This window comes from Klebsiella michiganensis, assembly GCA_000963575.1.
Lineage (GTDB): Bacteria > Pseudomonadota > Gammaproteobacteria > Enterobacterales > Enterobacteriaceae > Cedecea > Cedecea michiganensis_A.
This window is the reverse complement of the sequence record CP011077.1, coordinates 755891-775126: the sequence shown is the minus strand read 5'-3', so window position 1 is coordinate 775126 and position 19236 is coordinate 755891. Positions and strand designations below refer to the sequence as shown.

The following is a 19236-nucleotide window of genomic DNA, read 5'->3' as shown; positions in this document are numbered from 1 at the left end:
CTTCACATCCGCACTTCAAAAAAAAGCCATAAATGTGACAACCATCACACTTGTTAATAACTATAATTAAATGCTATCAAACCTTTATGAGTGTGATAATTGTGAAAACAAATAAAACCGGATCGCAACTATTTGTGACCCTCTCAGCCCTCTTTGCCGTTCTTTGCGGGCTCTATTTACTCTTTGGCGGAATATGGTTAGTGGCTATCGGCGGGTCGTGGTACTACCCGATAGCCGGCCTGGTGATGCTCGGCGTCGCCTGGCTACTGTGGAAAAGCAAAGCCTCCGCGCTTTGGCTTTACGCTGCCCTGCTGCTGTGTACTATGGCCTGGGGCGTCTGGGAAGTCGGCTTCGACTTCTGGGCGCTGACGCCACGCTGCGACGTGCTGGTGTTCTTCGGCGTCTGGCTTCTGCTGCCGTTTGTGTATCGTCGCCTGGCGATCCCGGCAAGCGGCGCGGCAGCATCGCTGGTGGTTTCCCTGCTGATTACCGCCGTCGTGCTGGTCTGGGCGGGCTTCAACGACCCGCAAGAGATCAACGGTACGCTGAATCTGGATAACACAGCCACTGCCGCGGAGTCCTCCATTCCTGATGCCGACTGGCCCGCCTATGGCCGAAATCAGGAAGGGCAGCGTTTCTCCCCGCTCAAGCAGATCACCACGCAAAACGTGGGCCAGTTGAAGGAAGCCTGGCGCTTCCAGACCGGTGACGTGAAGCGTGCGACTGACCCGGGTGAAATCACCAACGAAGTCACCCCAATCAAAATCCGCGACATGCTTTACCTGTGTACTGCCCACCAGCAACTGTTCGCGCTGGATGCCTCTACCGGGAAAGAGAAGTGGAAGTTTGATCCTCAGTTAAATACCGACCCTTCGTTCCAGCACGTCACCTGCCGCGGCGTTTCTTACCACGAAGCCACCGCGGATAACGCCTCTCCGGACGTCGTCGCCGACTGCCCTCGCCGCATCATTCTGCCGGTGAACGACGGTCGCCTGTTCGCGCTGAACGCCGACACCGGCAAGCTGTGTGAGAGCTTCGCGAACAAAGGCATCCTGAACCTGCAAACCAACCAGCCGGTGACCACGCCTGGGATGTATGAGCCAACCTCACCGCCGATCGTGACCGACAAGGTCATTGTGATTGCCGGGGCGGTGACCGATAACTTCTCCACTCGCGAGCCTTCTGGCGTGATTCGTGGTTTTGACGTTAATACCGGTAAATTGCTGTGGGCGTTTGACCCAGGCGCAAAAGATCCAAACGCTATCCCGGATGACGAACATCATTACACGCTCAACTCCCCGAACTCGTGGGCTCCGGCGGCGTATGACGCAAAACTGGATCTGGTTTACCTGCCGATGGGCGTGACCACGCCAGATATCTGGGGCGGCAACCGCACGCCTGAGCAGGAGCGCTACGCCAGCAGCATCGTGGCGCTGAATGCCACTACCGGTAAACTGGCCTGGTTCTATCAGACCGTTCATCACGATCTGTGGGACATGGACATGCCTGCCCAGCCAACGCTGGCGGATATCACCGACAAGAACGGTAATAAAGTACCGGTTGTCTACGCCCCGGCTAAAACCGGCAACATCTTTGTGCTGGATCGCCGCGACGGTAAGTTAGTGGTGCCGGCGCCTGAACAACCTGTTCCACAAGGGGCAGCTAAAGGCGACCATGTTTCCCCGACTCAGCCGTTCTCCGAACTGACCTTCAGGCCGAAGAAAGACCTGAGCGGGGCGGATATGTGGGGCGCAACAATGTTTGACCAGCTGGTCTGCCGCGTGATGTTCCACAGTATGCGCTATGAAGGCATCTTTACCCCGCCTTCAGAAAAAGGGACGCTGGTCTTCCCGGGCAACCTGGGCATGTTCGAATGGGGCGGGATTTCCGTTGACCCGAATAATCAGGTCGCAATGACTAACCCAATGGCACTGCCGTTCGTGTCTAAGCTGATTCCACGCGGGCCGGGCAACCCAATGGAACCACCGAAAGATGCAAAAGGCTCAGGCACCGAATCCGGCGTTCAGCCACAGTACGGCGTCCCGTATGGCGTGACGCTCAATCCGTTCCTGTCGCCGCTTGGCCTGCCGTGTAAACAGCCGGCCTGGGGCTACATTTCCGGCGTTGACCTGAAAACCAACGAAATCGTGTGGAAGAAACGTATTGGTACCGTGGAAGACAGCATGCCGTTCCCAACCGGTATTCCAATGAAATTCCGCATGGGGATGCCGATGCTGGGTGGCCCAATCTCCACCGCCGGTAACGTGATGTTTATTGGTGCCTCCGCAGATAACTACCTGCGCGCGTTTGATATGCGTGACGGGAAACAGCTGTGGGAAGCGCGTCTGCCGGCGGGTGGACAGGCTACGCCAATGACATATGAAGTTAACGGTAAGCAGTACGTGGTGATTTCCGCAGGTGGCCATGGCTCCTTCGGCACGAAGATGGGGGATTATATTGTGGCGTACGCTCTGCCGGACGACGCGAAATAACGCCTTGCGGGTGGCTCAGGCCACCCGCACTTTCTTTTACGCGACGGTAAAACCGAGCATCATTCCGGTATCTTCATGCTCCAGCAGGTGACAGTGCGCCATGTAGGCCGCTTCTTTTGGTGCAGCATGATCGAACCTCACCAGCACTTCGCTGCGTGCACCTTCTACCTTCACCGTGTCTTTCCAACCCTGGCGATGTGCCGCCACTGGTTTTCCGTTTTCGGACAGGATACGGAACTGGGTGCCGTGAATATGGAACGGGTGCAGCATCATGTCGCCTTCCCCTGATATCGTCCATTTTTCGTACTTCCCCTTTTGCGCGGCAAACGCCGGGGTCGCCATATCGAAAGCTTTGCCGTTGATTTTATTGGCGTTGTGGAAATCAAATCCGTGGCTCATGCCGCCATGATCCATGTGCCCCATACTGCCGTGGCCCATCCCCTTCATATTGCCATGGTCCATACCGCCCATATCACCGTGGCTGTCCATCGACATTCCCGCCATGGCCTGCATGCCGTATTTATCCATTAGCGCCTGCATACCCATCATATCGAGCATTGGGTCCATCATCAGTTGGAGCCAGCGTTCCGTTACGCCTTCCAGCGACGGAAGCACAGGCACGTCGACCAGTTTGTCAGGCAGCGTGCCGGAGGCCGCGATAATCAGCGGCTGGATGCGAACCACCGGGGCTGGCTTGTCGAAAGGCGCCACGGTCATCCCCATTTGCTTCACCGGCAGCGTGACGATATCAAATGGCTTGCCGTCACGGGTATCCACCAGCACTTCGAACCGTTCGCCCATCAGAATTTCCAGCTCAGTGACTTTGACCGGCTCTGCCAGCAGCCCGCCGTCGCTGGCAATGACGTAGAGCGGACGATTGTCGCTGGCAGCGATGTTCAGTGAACGAGCATTGCAGCCGTTAAGTAAGCGCAGACGCAGCCAGCCGCGCGGATTGGTATGCTGGGGATAAACGGCGCCGTTACACAGCAGCGTGTCGCCAAACCAACCTACGGCAGCACTCATCACATCCAGCTGGTAGTCAATCTCACCGTTTTGTCCAAAACGTTTGTCCTGAATAATCAGCGGAATATCATCGATGCCCCACTGCTTAGGCAACATCAGTTGGGCGCTTTCGTTATCCTCAATCAACACCAGACCACCAAGTCCCATGGCCACCTGATGCCCGGTTTTACCATGCTGATGCGGGTGGAACCAGCAGGTCGCCGCGCGCTGCTGCGGCGTGAAGGTGACGCTCCGCTTTGCGCCCGCCGCGATAACGCCCTGAGGACCGCCGTCAACTTCGCCGCCGACTTCAAGTCCATGCCAGTGCAATGTGGTTTCTTCTGCCAGGTTATTATGAATATCAACCGTGACCGCTTCGCCTTGCGTTAGTTTTAGCGCCGGGCCAAGCAAAGTGCCGTTGTAGCCCCAGGTTGTGGCCGATTTCCCGGCAAAAACGCTCTTTCCTGCGTTTACGGTGAGGCGAATGCTATTTTTAACATCAGGAGCAAGCAAAGGTGGGACAGGCAACGCCGGACGATCGGCAGCCAGCGCGGCACGGCTCCAGAGCGGCAGCGCGCTGAAAGCCCCCAGCGCCGCGGTATATTTTAAAAAATTACGGCGATGCATAGTCAGTTCCTTTAGGTGGCATACTTGTGGCCGAGCATAAACCTTTCCCTAACGGTAAGGTCAAGTTTTAAGCTCATAATAAATATCGTCGACGCCTGTTTAACTGTGTTAACGTTTCGTATCTAAGAAAAAGTGGTAGACGTGATGAAGATGGGAGTTAGGGCGTTATTACTGGGCATTTTGCTGGCTTTTTCTACCAGCAGCCTGGCGCTGAGTGAGTCTGAAGCAGAAGATATGGCCGATCTGACTGCGGTATTTGTGTTCTTGAAAAATGATTGTGGCTACCAAAATCTCCCTAACGGCCAGATCCGACGCGCTCTGGTATTTTTTGCCCAACAAAATCAATGGGATCTCAGCAACTACGATAGCTGGAACATGAAAGCGTTGGGTGAAGACAGTTACAAAGATTTAAGCGGCATTGCCATCCCCACGGCAACAAAATGCAAATCTCTGGCGCGCGATTCCTTAAGCCTGCTGGCCTACGTTAAATAACGCTTTACCCCCCGGGGCGGACATACTGACCGTGCAACCACGGTCATTGTCTCAGAGCCCGAACAACGTGGAGCGCTAACGGCTCCACGCGGGTTAACGCTGCTGCAGAAATTCCCGGTAAGCGTGTACCACCTGCAGGAAATCCTCTACGCCGCAAAAAGACAGGCTCTCTTCGTCGTAATAGCTCATCCCCTCTTCCATCTCATCCCCGGAAATTTCCAGTTGATTAGCGCGGACGATCACCTCTTCTTCATCCAGCCACAGGGTATATTCATGCCCGGCACGCTGCCATTGACGCTCGCTGCCTTTCACTGAAAGCACGGCCTGCTCGACTTCATCCAGAAGCGCCAGGTTACCCTTCACTTCCTCATTAAACCAATGGCCGACAACCTCGTGCCCCATTGACATACGCACCTTCACCACACCGGTGATGTCACGCAGAAATTCATAGTCCATCGCTGTTTCCTCTACATCGCGGGGGAAATCCTCACCCACGCCTATAGGCTTAATTATCGCAGTAAAGTTGGGGGAAAACAGCGTGACGAGTAGAAGGACGAGAAATAAAAAGGAGAAACGCACAGTGCAGGGATGCCCTCACCCCGCCCCTCTCCCACAGGGAGAGGGTGAACACAGAGTGAGGGGATTTAGATTTTAAACAGCGGTCTGGAAGATTACGCCGTCCGCTTTCTCGGTGTACTGAGAAAGCTGATCAAAATTCAGGTAGCGGTAAGTGTCTACAGCCGTTTTATCAACCTGAGTCATGAAGGTCTGATACTCGTCAGGGGTTGGCAGCTTGCCCAGCAGGGAAGCAACAGCCGCCAGCTCCGCAGACGCCAGGAAGACGTTCGCCCCGGTCCCTAAACGGTTCGGGAAGTTACGGGTTGAAGTCGATACCACCGTCGCACCATCCGCCACGCGAGCCTGGTTACCCATGCACAGGGAGCAGCCTGGAATTTCGATACGCGCGCCACTCTTACCGAACACGCTGTAGTACCCCTCTTCCGTCAGCTGAGCCGCGTCCATACGGGTTGGCGGCGCCACCCACAGGCGAGTTGGCAGCTGGCCTTTGTGGCTGTCCAGCAGTTTACCTGCCGCACGGAAGTGACCAATGTTGGTCATGCAGGAACCGATAAACACTTCGTCAATCTTCTCACCGGCCACGTCGGACAGCAGACGAGCATCGTCCGGGTCATTTGGCGCACAGAGGATAGGCTCTTTGATATCGTTCAGATCGATGTCGATCACTGCCGCGTATTCTGCGTCGGCGTCGGCTTCCATCAGCTGCGGATCTGCCAGCCACTTCTCCATGCCCTGAACACGACGCTCAAGCGTACGACGGTCACCGTAACCTTCGGCAATCATCCACTTCAGCAGCACAATGTTTGAATTCAGGTACTCTTCGATCGGCTCGCGATCCAGCTTAATGGTGCAACCTGCCGCAGAGCGCTCTGCGGAAGCATCGGTCAGCTCAAACGCTTGCTCAACTTTCAGCGTCGGCAGACCTTCGATTTCCAGGATACGACCAGAGAAGATATTTTTCTTACCTTTCTTCTCAACGGTCAGCAGGCCCTGTTTGATGGCATACAGCGGGATCGCATGTACCAAATCACGCAGGGTAATGCCCGGCTGCATTTCGCCTTTAAAGCGAACCAGCACGGATTCAGGCATATCCAGCGGCATAACGCCGGTTGCCGCGGCAAACGCCACCAGACCAGACCCCGCCGGGAAGGAAATCCCAATTGGGAAACGGGTATGGGAGTCACCGCCGGTGCCAACGGTATCCGGCAGCAGCATGCGGTTCAGCCATGAGTGAATGACACCATCGCCAGGACGCAGGGACACGCCGCCACGGTTCATGATGAAGTCAGGCAGAGTGTGGTGAGTCGTGACGTCCACCGGCTTCGGATAAGCGGCGGTGTGACAGAAGGACTGCATCACCAGATCCGCGGAGAAACCAAGACAGGCAAGGTCTTTCAGCTCGTCACGCGTCATTGGCCCGGTGGTGTCCTGGGAACCTACGGAAGTCATCTTCGGTTCGCAGTAAGCGCCAGGGCGAATACCTTCCACGCCACAGGCACGACCAACCATTTTCTGCGCCAGCGAGTAACCACGGGTGCTGGCGGCAACGTCTTTCGCCTGAACGAAAACGTCGCTGTGCGGCAGGCTAAGCGCTTCACGCGCTTTGGTCGTCAGGCCACGGCCGATGATCAGCGGGATACGGCCCCCGGCGCGGACTTCGTCCAGCAGCACGTCGGTTTTCAGTTCAAAGTTGGCGATTACCGCATCGGTTTGGTGATTACGCACTTCGCCTTTGTACGGGTAAATGTCGATCACATCGCCCATATTCAGATCATTTACGTCAACTTCGATCGGCAGCGCACCGGCATCTTCCATGGTATTGAAGAAGATTGGCGCAATTTTTCCGCCCAGCACAACGCCACCGCCGCGCTTGTTTGGCACGTTCGGGATATCGTCACCCATGAACCACAGCACGGAGTTGGTGGCGGATTTACGGGAAGAACCGGTGCCCACAACGTCGCCTACGTAGGCCAGCGGGAAACCTTTTTTCTGCAGCGCTTCAATCTGCTTAATAGGGCCAATCACGCCAGCCTGATCCGGCTCAATGCCTTCACGGGCGTTTTTCAGCATCGCCAGGGCGTGCAGCGGGATGTCCGGGCGGGACCATGCGTCCGGCGCCGGGGACAGGTCATCGGTGTTGGTTTCACCGGTGACTTTAAAGACGGTAACGGTGATTTTCTCGGCCAGTTTAGGGCGAGACAGGAACCACTCGGCTTCTGACCAGGACTTCAGCACTTGCTGAGCGTAGGTGTTGCCCGCTTTGGCTTTCTCTTCTACATCATAGAAGTTATCGAACATCAGCAGCGTGTGGGACAGCGCTTTGGCGGCAATCGGCGCCAGCTTTTCGTTATCCAGCGCGTCAATCAGCGGATGAATGTTGTAGCCACCCTGCATGGTGCCCAGCAGTTCAACGGCTTTTTCAGGGGAGATCAGCGGGGAAGTAGCATCGCCTTTGGCAATGGCAGCAAGGAAACCGGCTTTCACGTAGGCGGCTTCATCAACGCCCGGTGGTACACGGTTAGTAATCAGATCTAACAGGAATGCTTCTTCACCTGCTGGTGGGGTTTTCAGCAGCTCAACCAGTGCGGCCATTTGGGTGGCATCTAAGGGTTTTGGAACAATCCCTTCTGCGGCACGTTCAGCTACGTGCTTACGGTATTCTTCTAGCACGACGGTTCTCCTCGCTCTCATTGTCATTTGGCGCTACCGGATCTCTCTCTTCACGCTCCTGTGAGACAGCAGTTTGTAGGGTAAATGCCCGGTACCGCGTCGGGCAGCATAGCAGGATTTTTAGGGGGTGTTAATCTGTTTACAAAAAAGCAACATTAAAACCTTGCTGAATCGTTAAGGGGGAATAGATTACTTTTTGATATGACCTTCAGACACAAAAAAACCGCCTTTCGGCGGTTCGTTTGCCCTGACAAAGTGGTAGCACACGATGACAGGAGATGTTTTGTGGCAAGTCCAGTACGAGAACGATAATGCCCTTATGAGTTTGTGGTTGCAAGGTATATTGCTCATTTTGCGAACAACCCTCTAAAAGAGGATGTAAGCCACTGCAAACTTAAAATCTCCATATCTGGGCGCACTCTTTTATCCTACATTCGACGACGGCCTGCTTCGCTGGTGTAGCAGCCAGTCATCGGGTTCGGGAGCAGCCTAACCGCTCTACGTGGTAAGTCCCGTACACTTGCCTGATTCTGCCTTTCCCGGGGAAGAAGGAATCGCCGTAGCCCAAAAGGGTATACACGCAATGGAAATGCGTTTGCTGTACGCGCTGCTCCTGTTGTTAGGTTCACAGCTTTCGCTGAGCCAGGGTGGCTGGAATATTTCAGACATTAGCGTTCAGTTCGTTTTGAACCTGGGCAATTAAGCTACTGGCCGCTCGTAAGGGCGGCCTTTTTACAGACCAAAAAAAAACGGCCCCGGAGGGCCGCTTTATCAAACGCAGAAAGTTACTTTTTCTTCGCTTTGGCGTTTGGCAGGTCGGTGATGCTACCTTCGAACACTTCAGCCGCCAGGCCAACAGATTCGTGCAGCGTCGGGTGAGCGTGGATGGTGAGCGCGATATCTTCAGCGTCACAGCCCATCTCGATAGCCAGACCGATTTCGCCCAACAGCTCGCCGCCGTTGGTCCCGACAATCGCCCCACCGATAACGCGGTGAGTTTCTTTGTCGAAGATAAGCTTGGTCATGCCGTCCGCGCAGTCGGAAGCGATAGCACGGCCAGAAGCAGCCCACGGGAAGGTGGCGGTTTCATAGCTGATGCCTTTCTCTTTCGCTTCTTTCTCGGTCAGGCCAACCCATGCAACTTCTGGCTCGGTGTAAGCGATAGATGGGATCACTTTCGGGTCGAAGTAGTGCTTCATCCCGGCGATAACTTCTGCGGCAACGTGGCCTTCGTGAACACCTTTGTGCGCCAGCATTGGCTGACCGACGATGTCGCCGATAGCAAAGATGTGAGGTACGTTGGTGCGCAGCTGCTTATCAACGCGGATAAAGCCACGGTCGTCCACTTCAACACCGGCTTTGCCAGCATCAAGGTTTTTACCGTTCGGCACGCGGCCGATAGCCACCAGAACCGCGTCGTAACGCTGAGGTTCTGCAGGGGCTTTTTTGCCTTCCATGGAAACGTAGATGCCGTCTTCTTTCGCTTCAACGGCAGTCACTTTGGTTTCCAGCATCAGGTTGAATTTCTTGCTGATGCGTTTGGTGAAGACTTTAACGATGTCTTTGTCTGCAGCCGGGATAACCTGGTCAAACATTTCAACCACGTCAATATCTGAACCCAGCGCATGGTACACGGTGCCCATTTCCAGACCGATGATACCGCCGCCCATAACCAGCAGGCGTTTCGGTACGGATTTCAGCTCCAGCGCATCTGTGGAATCCCACACGCGTGGATCTTCATGAGGAATGAACGGCAGCTCGATCGGACGGGAACCCGCCGCGATGATAGCGTTGTCGAAGTTGATCACGGTTTTACCGTTTTCGCCTTCCACTTCCAGGGTGTTAGCCCCGGTGAATTTACCCAGACCGTTTACCACTTTCACTTTACGGCCTTTGGCCATACCCGCCAGACCGCCGGTCAGCTGAGTGATAACTTTCTCTTTCCAGGTACGAATTTTGTCGATATCGGTTTTCGGCTCACCGAAAACGATGCCGTGTTCGGCCAGTGCTTTTGCTTCTTCGATAACTTTAGCAACGTGCAGCAGCGCTTTAGAAGGGATACAGCCGACGTTCAGACAAACACCACCAAGGGTGCTGTAACGCTCTACGATGACGGTTTCCAGACCTAAATCCGCGGCGCGGAATGCTGCGGAGTAACCTGCCGGGCCTGCCCCAAGTACTACGACCTGAGTTTTGATTTCTGTGCTCATCATGACCTCTTAATTTATACCCGTCGTCCACCGGGTCGTTCTATCCGCCCGCAGTTTACAAAATTGTTAACAATTTTGAAACAACAAACGGCTCACGAATTGTCGCTTTCACCAATAACCTCATAAACCTTATGAGATTACCAGAAAAAAGCCGGCCGATTGGCCGGCTTTTCAATTACATCACCAGGCGGCGAATATCAGACAGCATATTGTTGATGATGGTGATAAAGCGAGCCCCATCAGCGCCGTCGATTACGCGGTGGTCGAAGGAAAGAGACATTGGCATCATCAGACGCGGCGTGAACTCTTTACCGTTCCAGACCGGCTCCATCGCAGACTTGGAGACACCCAGGATAGCCACTTCTGGCGCGTTAACAATCGGCGCGAAGTGAGTTGTCCCGATGCCGCCCAGGCTGGAGATGGTGAAGCAGCCGCCCTGCATTTCGCCAGCGGTCAGCTTGCCGTCGCGAGCTTTCTTGGAGATAGCCATCAGTTCGCGAGACAGCTCGGTGATGCTCTTCTTGTTCACGTCTTTGAAGACCGGAACAACCAGACCATTCGGGGTATCAACCGCCACACCGATGTTGATGTATTTTTTCAGCGTCAGCTTCTGACCATCTTCGGACAGGGAGCTGTTGAAGCGAGGCATCTGCTCCAGCGCAGCAGCAACGGCTTTCATGATGAACACCACAGGGGTGAACTTCACGTCCAGCTTGCGCTTGGCGGCTTCGTCATTCTGCTGCTTACGGAACGCTTCCAGATCGGTGATGTCGGTTTTGTCGAAGTGGGTAACGTGCGGGATCATCACCCAGTTACGGCTCAGGTTAGCACCAGAGATTTTCTGGATACGGCCCATTTCCACTTCTTCGATCTCGCCGAACTTACTGAAATCAACTTTCGGCCATGGCAGCATGCCTGGCAGACCGCCGCCAGTTGCAGCCGGAGCTGCTTCAGCGCGCTTAACAGCGTCTTTCACGTATGCCTGAACGTCTTCGCGCAGGATACGACCCTTACGGCCTGTACCTTTCACTTTCGCCAGGTTAACGCCGAACTCACGAGCCAGACGACGAATCAGCGGTGTCGCATGAACGTACGCGTCGTTTTCAGCGAATTCAGATTTGCCTTCTGCTTTAGCAGCAGGTGCAGCAGCTTTAGCAGCCGGGGCTGGTGCCGCGGCAGCTGGAGCGGCTGGAGCAGCAGCCGGAGCCGCAGCAGGCGCAGCGCCTTCCACTTCGAAGACCATGATCAGGGAACCGGTGGAAACTTTGTCGCCGGTGCTGATTTTGATTTCTTTCACGGTACCGGCGAATGGCGCAGGCACTTCCATGGAAGCTTTGTCGCCCTCAACGGTGATCAGTGACTGCTCAGCGGCAACTTTGTCGCCCACTTTAACCATCACTTCAGTGACTTCTACTTCGTCACCGCCGATATCCGGTACGTTAACTTCTTTAGAGCCGGTAGACGCAGGTGCAGCAGCAGCCGGAGCTGCAGCCTGTGCAGGCGCGGCGGCAGGTGCAGCACCCGCCACTTCGAAGACCATGATCAGAGAGCCGGTAGACACTTTGTCGCCGGTGCTGATTTTGATCTCTTTAACCACGCCCGCGAACGGAGCAGGTACTTCCATAGAGGCTTTGTCGCCTTCTACGGTGATAAGAGACTGTTCAGCGGCAACGGTGTCGCCCACTTTCACCATGATCTCGGTAACTTCTACTTCGTCACCGCCGATGTCTGGCACGTTAACGTCTTTCGCGCTCGCTGCAGCAGGTGCTGCGGCCGGAGCGGCTTCTTTCTTCTCTTCAGCCTTAGCAGGTGCAGCGGCTGCTGCACCTTCGGCGGAATCGAAAATCATGATCAGTTTGCCAGTCTCGGTTTTGTCGCCGACAGAGACTTTGATCTCTTTTACGACGCCAGCCTGTGGAGACGGAACTTCCATAGAGGCTTTGTCGCCTTCTACAGTGATCAGCGACTGTTCAGCTTCAACTTTGTCGCCAACTTTGACCAGAATCTCGGTGATTTCAACTTCATCAGCGCCGATGTCTGGTACTTTGATTTCGATAGCCATTGTCTCTTTACCTCTTACGCCAGACGCGGGTTAACTTTTTCTGCATCGATGTTGAATTTGGTAATTGCGTCTGCAACCACTTTCTTATCGATTTCACCACGTTTAGCCAGTTCGCCCAGGGCTGCTACAACCACGTAAGAAGCATCAACTTCGAAGTGGTGACGCAGGTTTTCGCGGCTGTCAGAACGACCGAAGCCATCGGTACCCAGTACGCGATAATCATCAGCTGGTACGTAAGTGCGAACCTGCTCTGCGAACAGTTTCATATAGTCAGTAGAAGCTACCGCTGGAGCGTCGTTCATCACCTGAGCAATGTACGGAACGCGCGGAGTTTCCATTGGGTGCAGCATGTTCCAGCGCTCACAATCCTGGCCATCACGAGCCAGTTCGGTGAAGGAAGTTACGCTGTACACGTCAGAGCCCACGCCGTAGTCGTTCGCCAGGATCTGTGCTGCTTCACGAACGTGACGCAGGATAGAACCGGAGCCCAACAGCTGAACTTTACCTTTGCTACCTGCAACGGTTTCGAGTTTGTAGATACCTTTACGGATACCTTCCTCGGCACCTGCTGGCATAGCCGGCATGTGATAGTTTTCGTTCAGGGTGGTGATGTAGTAGTAAATGTTCTCTTGCGCTTCACCGTACATACGGGTCAGACCGTCGTGCATGATGACAGCCACTTCGTACGCGTAAGACGGATCGTAAGAGATACAGTTAGGGATAGTCAGAGACTGAATATGGCTGTGGCCATCTTCGTGCTGCAGACCTTCACCGTTCAGAGTCGTACGACCGGAAGTCCCGCCGACCAGGAAGCCGCGAGCCTGTTGGTCGCCAGCCTGCCAGCACAGGTCACCGATACGCTGGAAACCGAACATGGAGTAGTAGATGTAGAACGGAATCATCGGCAGGTTGTTGGTGCTGTAAGAGGTCGCAGCAGCCAGCCAGGATGCGCCAGCACCCAGTTCGTTGATCCCTTCCTGCAGAATCTGGCCTTTCTCGTCTTCTTTATAGTATGCAACCTGCTCACGGTCCTGCGGGGTGTACTGCTGGCCGTTCGGGCTGTAGATACCGATCTGACGGAACAGACCTTCCATACCAAAGGTACGAGCTTCATCGGCGATGATTGGAACCAGACGGTCTTTGATAGACGGGTTCTTCAGCATCACGTTCAGGGCACGAACGAAGGCGATGGTGGTGGAGATCTCTTTGTTCTGTTCTTCCAGCAGCTGAGAGAAGTCTTCCAGCGCAGGCAGTTCCAGTTTTTCGGAGAAGTTTGGCTGACGAGCTGGCAGATAGCCTTTCAGCGCCTGACGACGTTCGTGCAGGTACTTGTGCTCTTCAGAGCCTTCAGGGAAGGTGATGTAAGACAGGTTTTCTACCTGCTCATCGGTTACTGGAACGTTGAAACGGTCGCGGATGTAACGCACGCCGTCCATGTTCATTTTCTTCACCTGGTGAGCGATGTTTTTACCTTCTGCGGTATCGCCCATGCCGTAACCTTTGATGGTGTGGGCCAGGATAACGGTCGCTTTACCTTTAGTTTCCTGCGCTTTTTTCAGTGCAGCATAGACTTTCTTCGGATCGTGACCACCGCGGTTCAGGGCCCAGATCTGCTCATCAGTCCAGTCTGCAACCAGCGCTGCGGTTTCAGGGTATTTGCCGAAGAAGTGCTCACGAACGTAAGCGCCGTCTTTGGATTTGAAGGTCTGGTAGTCACCGTCAACGGTTTCGTTCATCAGTTGGATCAGTTTACCGCTGGTATCTTTACGCAGCAGCTCATCCCAACGACCGCCCCACATCACTTTAATAACGTTCCAGCCAGCACCGCTGAAGATGCCTTCCAGTTCGTTGATGATCTTGCCGTTACCGGTGACCGGACCATCCAGACGCTGCAGGTTACAGTTGATGATGAAGCACAGGTTGTCCAGCTTCTCGCGGGTCGCGATGGTGATCGCACCTTTAGATTCTGGCTCATCCATTTCACCGTCGCCCAGGAAGGCGTAAACGGTTTGCTCGGAGGTATCTTTCAGACCACGGTGTTCCAGATATTTCAGGAACTTAGCCTGGTAGATAGCACCGATTGGGCCCAGCCCCATGGAAACGGTCGGGAACTGCCAGAATTCTGGCATCAGTTTAGGGTGCGGGTAAGAAGACAGACCTTTACCGTGAACTTCCTGACGGAAATTGTTCATCTGCTCTTCGGTCAGGCGGCCTTCAAGGAAAGCGCGTGCATAGATGCCCGGAGAGATGTGGCCCTGGAAGTACACCAGATCGCCGCCGTCTTTCTCGTTAGCTGCACGGAAGAAGTGGTTGAAGCACACTTCGTAAACGGTCGCAGAAGACTGGAAGGATGCCATGTGGCCGCCCAGTTCCAGATCTTTTTTGGATGCGCGCAGAACGGTCATGATGGCGTTCCAGCGGATAGCTGAACGAATACGGCGTTCCAGATCCAGATTGCCCGGGTATTCCGGTTCGTCTTCAACGGCAATGGTGTTTACATAGTTGCGAGCACCAGCTGAAGCAGCAACTTTCACGCCGCCTTTGCTAGCCTCGGACAGCAGCTGATCGATCAGATACTGTGCACGCTCAACACCTTCTTCACGGATAACCGATTCGATCGCCTGTAGCCAGTCGCGAGTTTCAATCGGATCCACGTCATTTGGGAAACGTTCTGACATGGGGGGTATTCCTTATCTGTCTAATACGTTGATTATCTGGAACCTGTCCCATTGCGCTCTTGCCCGTCATACTTCGGCTTGCCTCATTGTTGGCTTCACGTCCTCACCCCAGTCACTTACTAAAGTAAGCTCCAGGGGATTCCAACGCTTGCCGCTGCGATGCAAGGCGAATTATTTAGGGCAACTGAATAAAAGAACGCAATAAGACAGGTTCTGTGTTTAGTTGCCGCGCTCTAAAGTTTGGCGCTTAATCCTTACGTTGCTGAAGGAGACGGAGAGAACGCTCACGGCGGCTCTGCTCACGGCTACGATCCAGCAATATTTCCTCAATAAACGCCAGGTGACGGTGCGACGCTTCTCGCGCCTGCTCCGGCTGGCGAGCCATAATCGCCGCAAAAATGCTGGCGCGATGGCTGCTCACTTGCGCCAACATCTCGCGGCGCGCGTAGAGCAATTCAAAATTCTGGCGAACGTTTTGTTCGAGCATCGGCTCCATGCAGCGCAGTAAATGAAGCAGTACAACATTATGCGCGGCTTCGGTTACGGCAATTTGATACTGCATGACGGCATCGGCTTCGGCGTCTAAATCACCGGACTCCTGAGCCTGTTGGATGGCAATATGGCAATCGCCAATGCGCGAGAGATCCTCTTCTGTTCCGCGCAGCGCCGCGTAATAGGCTGCAATGCCTTCAAGAGCATGGCGGGTTTCTAACAGGTCAAACTGGGATTCGGGATGGTCTGAGAGCAGTTCGACCAGCGGGTCGCTCAGGCTCTGCCAAAGGCTGTTCTGGACAAAAGTACCGCCGCCCTGGCGACGAAGCAGCAAACCCTTGGCTTCGAGACGCTGGATGGCCTCGCGCAGCGAAGGACGGGAAACATCAAATTGTTTCGCCAGTTCGCGTTCAGGTGGAAGTTTTTCGCCTGGGCGTAGAGTGCCCTCGAGGATGAGAAACTCCAGCTGCTGCTCTATCACATCGGATAATTTTGGTTGGCGGATTTTGCTGTAGGCCATCGTTCCCTATCTCTGCCATTAACCCGGAGTCAATTGGTAAGACCAATTTCACGTTCGTGAGGCTAAAAGTAACAAAGTATTCACCTTCTGTCCATATTGGTTTTGATTGAAATCATGAAAGCAGGCACATTTTAACAATAACAAAAGAAGGGCTTTTCAAAACCATAACCTGGGCACCAACTTGCGTTTACCCACAAAGCGGTAAGTTAACGTTTATGAAACGATATATTTTTCAAAAACAACCGAGAGAGGCGGTGAAGGTGTGTCATTTTTGTGACGCAAAACGACAGCTCAAGAAGTATTCCGGCCCCACATTCCACTCCCCCCTTTTTTACAAATGGTTTCTTTTTGCCCAACTCGTCAGAGCAGTGACAGAAAGCAGGTGCAAAGGCATGCGCTTAACATTATTCTTTGCGATGCGGTAGCCCTATCCGCAAAATTCATAATTGATAGCCGTAAAAAAAAGACTACACATTACGGAATACAACAATTACATCCGCGTCAATGTAGCGCAGACATTAACCACTACGAGGTTACATGATGGAAGGTCAACAGCACGGCGACACGCTGAAGCGCGGTCTCAAAAACCGCCATATTCAGCTTATTGCGCTGGGTGGAGCTATCGGGACGGGCCTGTTTCTGGGCAGCGCATCCGTCATCCAGTCCGCAGGTCCGGCAATTATTCTCGGCTATGCTATCGCCGGGTTTATCGCTTTTTTAATTATGCGCCAGTTGGGCGAAATGGTCGTTGAGGAGCCTGTAGCCGGGTCATTCAGCCATTTTGCTTACAAGTATTGGGGCGGTTTTGCGGGCTTCGCTTCGGGCTGGAACTACTGGGTACTCTATGTTCTGGTCGCCATGGCTGAACTGACGGCTGTCGGCAAATACATCCAATTCTGGTGGCCGGAGATCCCTACCTGGGCCACGGCGGCAGTGTTCTTCGTTGCTATCAACGCCATCAATTTAACTAACGTTAAAGTCTTTGGTGAGATGGAGTTCTGGTTCGCCATCATCAAAGTGGTGGCTGTTATCGCCATGATTCTGTTCGGCGGCTGGCTGCTGTTTAGCGGCAACGGCGGCCCGCAGGCCTCTGTCAGTAACCTCTGGGATCAGGGCGGCTTCCTGCCGCACGGTATCACAGGGCTGGTGATGATGATGGCTATCATCATGTTCTCCTTCGGCGGGCTTGAACTGGTCGGTATTACCGCTGCTGAAGCAGACAACCCGGAAGTCAGCATTCCAAAAGCAACCAACCAGGTTATCTACCGTATTCTGATTTTCTATGTGGGTTCGCTGGCGATTCTGCTGTCTCTGCTGCCGTGGACGCGCGTCACCGCGGACACCAGTCCGTTCGTGCTGATCTTCCATGAGCTGGGCGATACTTTTGTTGCCAACGCCCTGAATATCGTGGTGCTGACCGCTGCCCTGTCTGTTTACAACAGCTGTGTTTACTGCAACAGCCGTATGCTGTTTGGCCTGGCACAGCAGGGCAACGCGCCTAAGATGCTGAAAAGCGTTGATAAGCGCGGTGTACCGGTAAACACAATTTTGGTTTCCGCGGGCTTTACCGCCCTCTGCGTGCTGATTAACTACCTGGCGCCGGAGTCTGCTTTCGGCCTGCTGATGGCGCTGGTCGTCTCTGCCCTGGTGATCAACTGGGCGATGATCAGCCTGGCGCACATGAAGTTCCGCCGCGCCAAACAGCAGCAAGGGGTTAAAACTCGCTTCCCTGCCTTGTTCTATCCGCTGGGTAACTGGGTCTGCCTGCTGTTTATGGTTGGCGTGTTGGTTATCATGCTGATAACGCCGGAGATGGCCATCTCGGTTTATCTGATCCCAGTCTGGATTGCGATTCTGGGCGTGGGCTATTTCTTGAAGCAGAAGAACCTGAAGGCCGTGAAAGCCTGATAAAAAAAGCCCCGCAATGCGGGGCTTTTTCTTTAGACCAGCGTGCCGTAAATCGTCAGCAACGCCACGACAACCACGATAACCAGCGAAACCTTCTTCGCCAGCGAAACCGCAGCTTTCGGCGTTTTCATCTTATCCTGATGAGGTTCCCTTGCCAGCGAGTACTGCGCCAGTTGCGTCAGCACCTGGTACTGAGAAGTATGCCTGTCAGCAAGGGATGCAAACCATGCGGGAAGAGCCCGCTCGCCGTGGCCCAGCAGGGCATAGGCGACGCCAACCAGGCGAACAGGCACCCAGTCCAGGAGATGCAGAATGCCATCAATCCCCGACAGCAAGCGCTCGTGCGGCGTATGATGTCGGGCAAGCCACGTCTGCCAGGCGCGCAGGAAAGCATAACCCGCGAGCGTCACCGGCCCCCATGCTCCGCCCACCACAAACCAAAAGAGCGGGGCAAGATAGAAACGGAAGTTAATCCACAGCAGCGCGTTTTGCAGCTCGCGCAGGTATTCACGCTCGCTGCATTCAGGCGGAACACCATGAATCAATGTGAGTTCCGCGGCCATCGCATCACGGGCATGTTCATCGTCATGGCTCGCAGCTTTAAGGTACGAATGATAGTGCAGCCTGACCTGCCCGGCTCCGATGCACAGTACGCCCAGCGCAATCCAGAACACCAGGAGCGGAACGTTAAACAGCAGCCCATGCAGAGCGCGGAGAACCAGGAAAACTACGGCCATAAATGCAGCGGTCATTAGCAGCGTTCTCAACAGAGAAAAATGCTTAACCCGCCCAAACAAGACTTCAAGACGATGATCTAACTGCCAGTGCTCGCCCATTTTGAACAATCGCTCGCCCATCAGGACTAACAGCAGAGTAAACAGGGTCATGTGCTCTCCTTGTCAGTAGCCTCTTTGACCGCACCCAAAAAGCGCGGCCAGTCAAACGAAGGGCCAGGATCGGTCTTCCGACCAGGCGCAATATCACTGTGGCCCGTCATGTGTTTCGCCATATCAGGATAGTGTTGAATCAGTAAGTTAGCTAAAACGGTGAGTTGTTCATATTGTGCATCGGTGTAAGCCAGAGTATCGGTGCCTTCCAGCTCAATACCGATGGAAAAATCGTTGCACTTTTCTCTCCCCTGGTAGCTTGAGACGCCCGCATGCCATGCTCGTTTATCAAAAGGCACGTACTGAACAATTTCGCCGTCCCGACGGATCAGACAATGGGCTGAGACGCGCAAATGCGAAATACCAGCAAAATAAGGATGCGCTTCAGGATCGAGCGTTCCGGCAAATAACGCATCAATCCATGGGCCGCCGAACTCCCCCGGCGGCAAACTAATATTGTGCACCACCAGCAACGAGGGATTTTCCTCTTCCGGTCGGCCGTCAAAATGCGGGGATGGCAGATGTTTTACCCCCACCAGCCAGCCGTCTTTAAGCTGCATGAGAGGTTCTCCTTAGAGTGGTACTTGAAGTCGCTTCAGAGTAGCATGAAACGATAC

General features: G+C 54.2%; 12 protein-coding genes. 3 read left to right on the top strand and 9 right to left on the bottom strand.

Going from position 1 to position 19236, the window contains the following annotated elements; translation table 11 throughout:
- Positions 1-86: 86 nt before the first annotated feature.
- Positions 87-2492, top strand: a complete 2406-nt coding sequence (locus VW41_03645) for a glucose dehydrogenase (protein ID AJZ88206.1) — start codon at positions 87-89, stop codon at positions 2490-2492.
- Positions 2493-2528: 36 nt separating this feature from the next.
- Here VW41_03645 and VW41_03640 read toward each other — a convergent pair whose 3' ends face one another.
- Positions 2529-4121: a multicopper oxidase gene (locus VW41_03640; GenBank protein ID AJZ88205.1), complete on the bottom strand. Its 1593-nt coding sequence runs from the start codon at positions 4119-4121 to the stop codon at positions 2529-2531.
- A gap of 144 nt (positions 4122-4265) precedes the next feature.
- On the opposite strand from VW41_03640, the gene VW41_03635 reads away from it, so the two are divergent.
- Positions 4266-4613 (top strand): hypothetical protein, encoded by a 348-nt coding sequence (locus tag VW41_03635; GenBank protein AJZ88204.1) that lies wholly within the window; start codon positions 4266-4268, stop codon positions 4611-4613.
- Between the two features lie 93 nt (positions 4614-4706).
- On the opposite strand, the gene VW41_03630 is transcribed toward VW41_03635, so the two are convergent.
- The 6 genes from VW41_03630 to pdhR form a co-directional block, all read right to left on the bottom strand.
- Positions 4707-5069, bottom strand: a complete 363-nt coding sequence (locus VW41_03630) for a hypothetical protein (GenBank protein ID AJZ88203.1) — start codon at positions 5067-5069, stop codon at positions 4707-4709.
- Positions 5070-5264: 195 nt separating this feature from the next.
- Positions 5265-7889, bottom strand: coding sequence for a bifunctional aconitate hydratase 2/2-methylisocitrate dehydratase (locus VW41_03625; GenBank protein AJZ88202.1), 2625 nt, complete (start codon positions 7887-7889; stop codon positions 5265-5267).
- Between the two features lie 758 nt (positions 7890-8647).
- Entirely contained in the window at positions 8648-10072 is a 1425-nt protein-coding gene (locus tag VW41_03620; GenBank protein AJZ88201.1) for a dihydrolipoamide dehydrogenase, read from the bottom strand.
- Between the two features lie 175 nt (positions 10073-10247).
- Positions 10248-12134 carry a pyruvate dehydrogenase gene (aceF, locus tag VW41_03615; GenBank protein ID AJZ88200.1) on the bottom strand — a complete coding sequence of 629 codons (1887 nt, stop codon included), beginning with the start codon at positions 12132-12134 and terminating at the stop codon, positions 10248-10250.
- A 14-nt stretch (positions 12135-12148) separates the two neighbouring features.
- The gene (gene aceE / locus VW41_03610) at positions 12149-14812 is read right to left on the bottom strand and encodes a pyruvate dehydrogenase (GenBank protein ID AJZ88199.1); all 2664 of its coding nucleotides are present in this window, start codon (positions 14810-14812) and stop codon (positions 12149-12151) included.
- A gap of 247 nt (positions 14813-15059) precedes the next feature.
- Entirely contained in the window at positions 15060-15824 is a 765-nt protein-coding gene (gene pdhR / locus VW41_03605) for a transcriptional regulator PdhR (GenBank protein ID AJZ88198.1), read from the bottom strand.
- A 540-nt stretch (positions 15825-16364) separates the two neighbouring features.
- Between pdhR and VW41_03600 the strand changes: the two genes are divergently transcribed.
- Positions 16365-17732, top strand: coding sequence for an amino acid permease (locus VW41_03600; protein ID AJZ88197.1), 1368 nt, complete (start codon positions 16365-16367; stop codon positions 17730-17732).
- A gap of 32 nt (positions 17733-17764) precedes the next feature.
- On the opposite strand, the gene VW41_03595 is transcribed toward VW41_03600, so the two are convergent.
- Positions 17765-18619: a regulatory protein AmpE gene (locus VW41_03595; protein ID AJZ88196.1), complete on the bottom strand. Its 855-nt coding sequence runs from the start codon at positions 18617-18619 to the stop codon at positions 17765-17767.
- Complete coding sequence (locus tag VW41_03590; GenBank protein ID AJZ88195.1) at positions 18616-19179, bottom strand: N-acetyl-anhydromuranmyl-L-alanine amidase; 564 nt, start codon at positions 19177-19179, stop codon at positions 18616-18618. The genes VW41_03595 and VW41_03590 overlap by 4 nt, the downstream gene beginning before the upstream one ends.
- Positions 19180-19236 lie beyond the last annotated feature (57 nt).

What these genes read in the sequence shown, in the direction of transcription:
- VW41_03590 (AJZ88195.1), bottom strand. Translation starts at nt 19,179, where the DNA reads ATGCAGCTTAAAGACGGCTGGCTGGTGGGGGTAAAACATCTGCCATCC.
- VW41_03640 (AJZ88205.1), bottom strand. Translation starts at nt 4,121, where the DNA reads ATGCATCGCCGTAATTTTTTAAAATATACCGCGGCGCTGGGGGCTTTC.
- VW41_03620 (AJZ88201.1), bottom strand. Translation starts at nt 10,072, where the DNA reads ATGAGCACAGAAATCAAAACTCAGGTCGTAGTACTTGGGGCAGGCCCG.
- pdhR (AJZ88198.1), bottom strand. Translation starts at nt 15,824, where the DNA reads ATGGCCTACAGCAAAATCCGCCAACCAAAATTATCCGATGTGATAGAG.
- aceF (AJZ88200.1), bottom strand. Translation starts at nt 12,134, where the DNA reads ATGGCTATCGAAATCAAAGTACCAGACATCGGCGCTGATGAAGTTGAA.
- VW41_03630 (AJZ88203.1), bottom strand. Translation starts at nt 5,069, where the DNA reads ATGGACTATGAATTTCTGCGTGACATCACCGGTGTGGTGAAGGTGCGT.
- VW41_03645 (AJZ88206.1), top strand. Translation starts at nt 87, where the DNA reads ATGAGTGTGATAATTGTGAAAACAAATAAAACCGGATCGCAACTATTT.
- VW41_03635 (AJZ88204.1), top strand. Translation starts at nt 4,266, where the DNA reads ATGAAGATGGGAGTTAGGGCGTTATTACTGGGCATTTTGCTGGCTTTT.
- VW41_03595 (AJZ88196.1), bottom strand. Translation starts at nt 18,619, where the DNA reads ATGACCCTGTTTACTCTGCTGTTAGTCCTGATGGGCGAGCGATTGTTC.
- VW41_03625 (AJZ88202.1), bottom strand. Translation starts at nt 7,889, where the DNA reads ATGACAATGAGAGCGAGGAGAACCGTCGTGCTAGAAGAATACCGTAAG.
- aceE (AJZ88199.1), bottom strand. Translation starts at nt 14,812, where the DNA reads ATGTCAGAACGTTTCCCAAATGACGTGGATCCGATTGAAACTCGCGAC.
- VW41_03600 (AJZ88197.1), top strand. Translation starts at nt 16,365, where the DNA reads ATGGAAGGTCAACAGCACGGCGACACGCTGAAGCGCGGTCTCAAAAAC.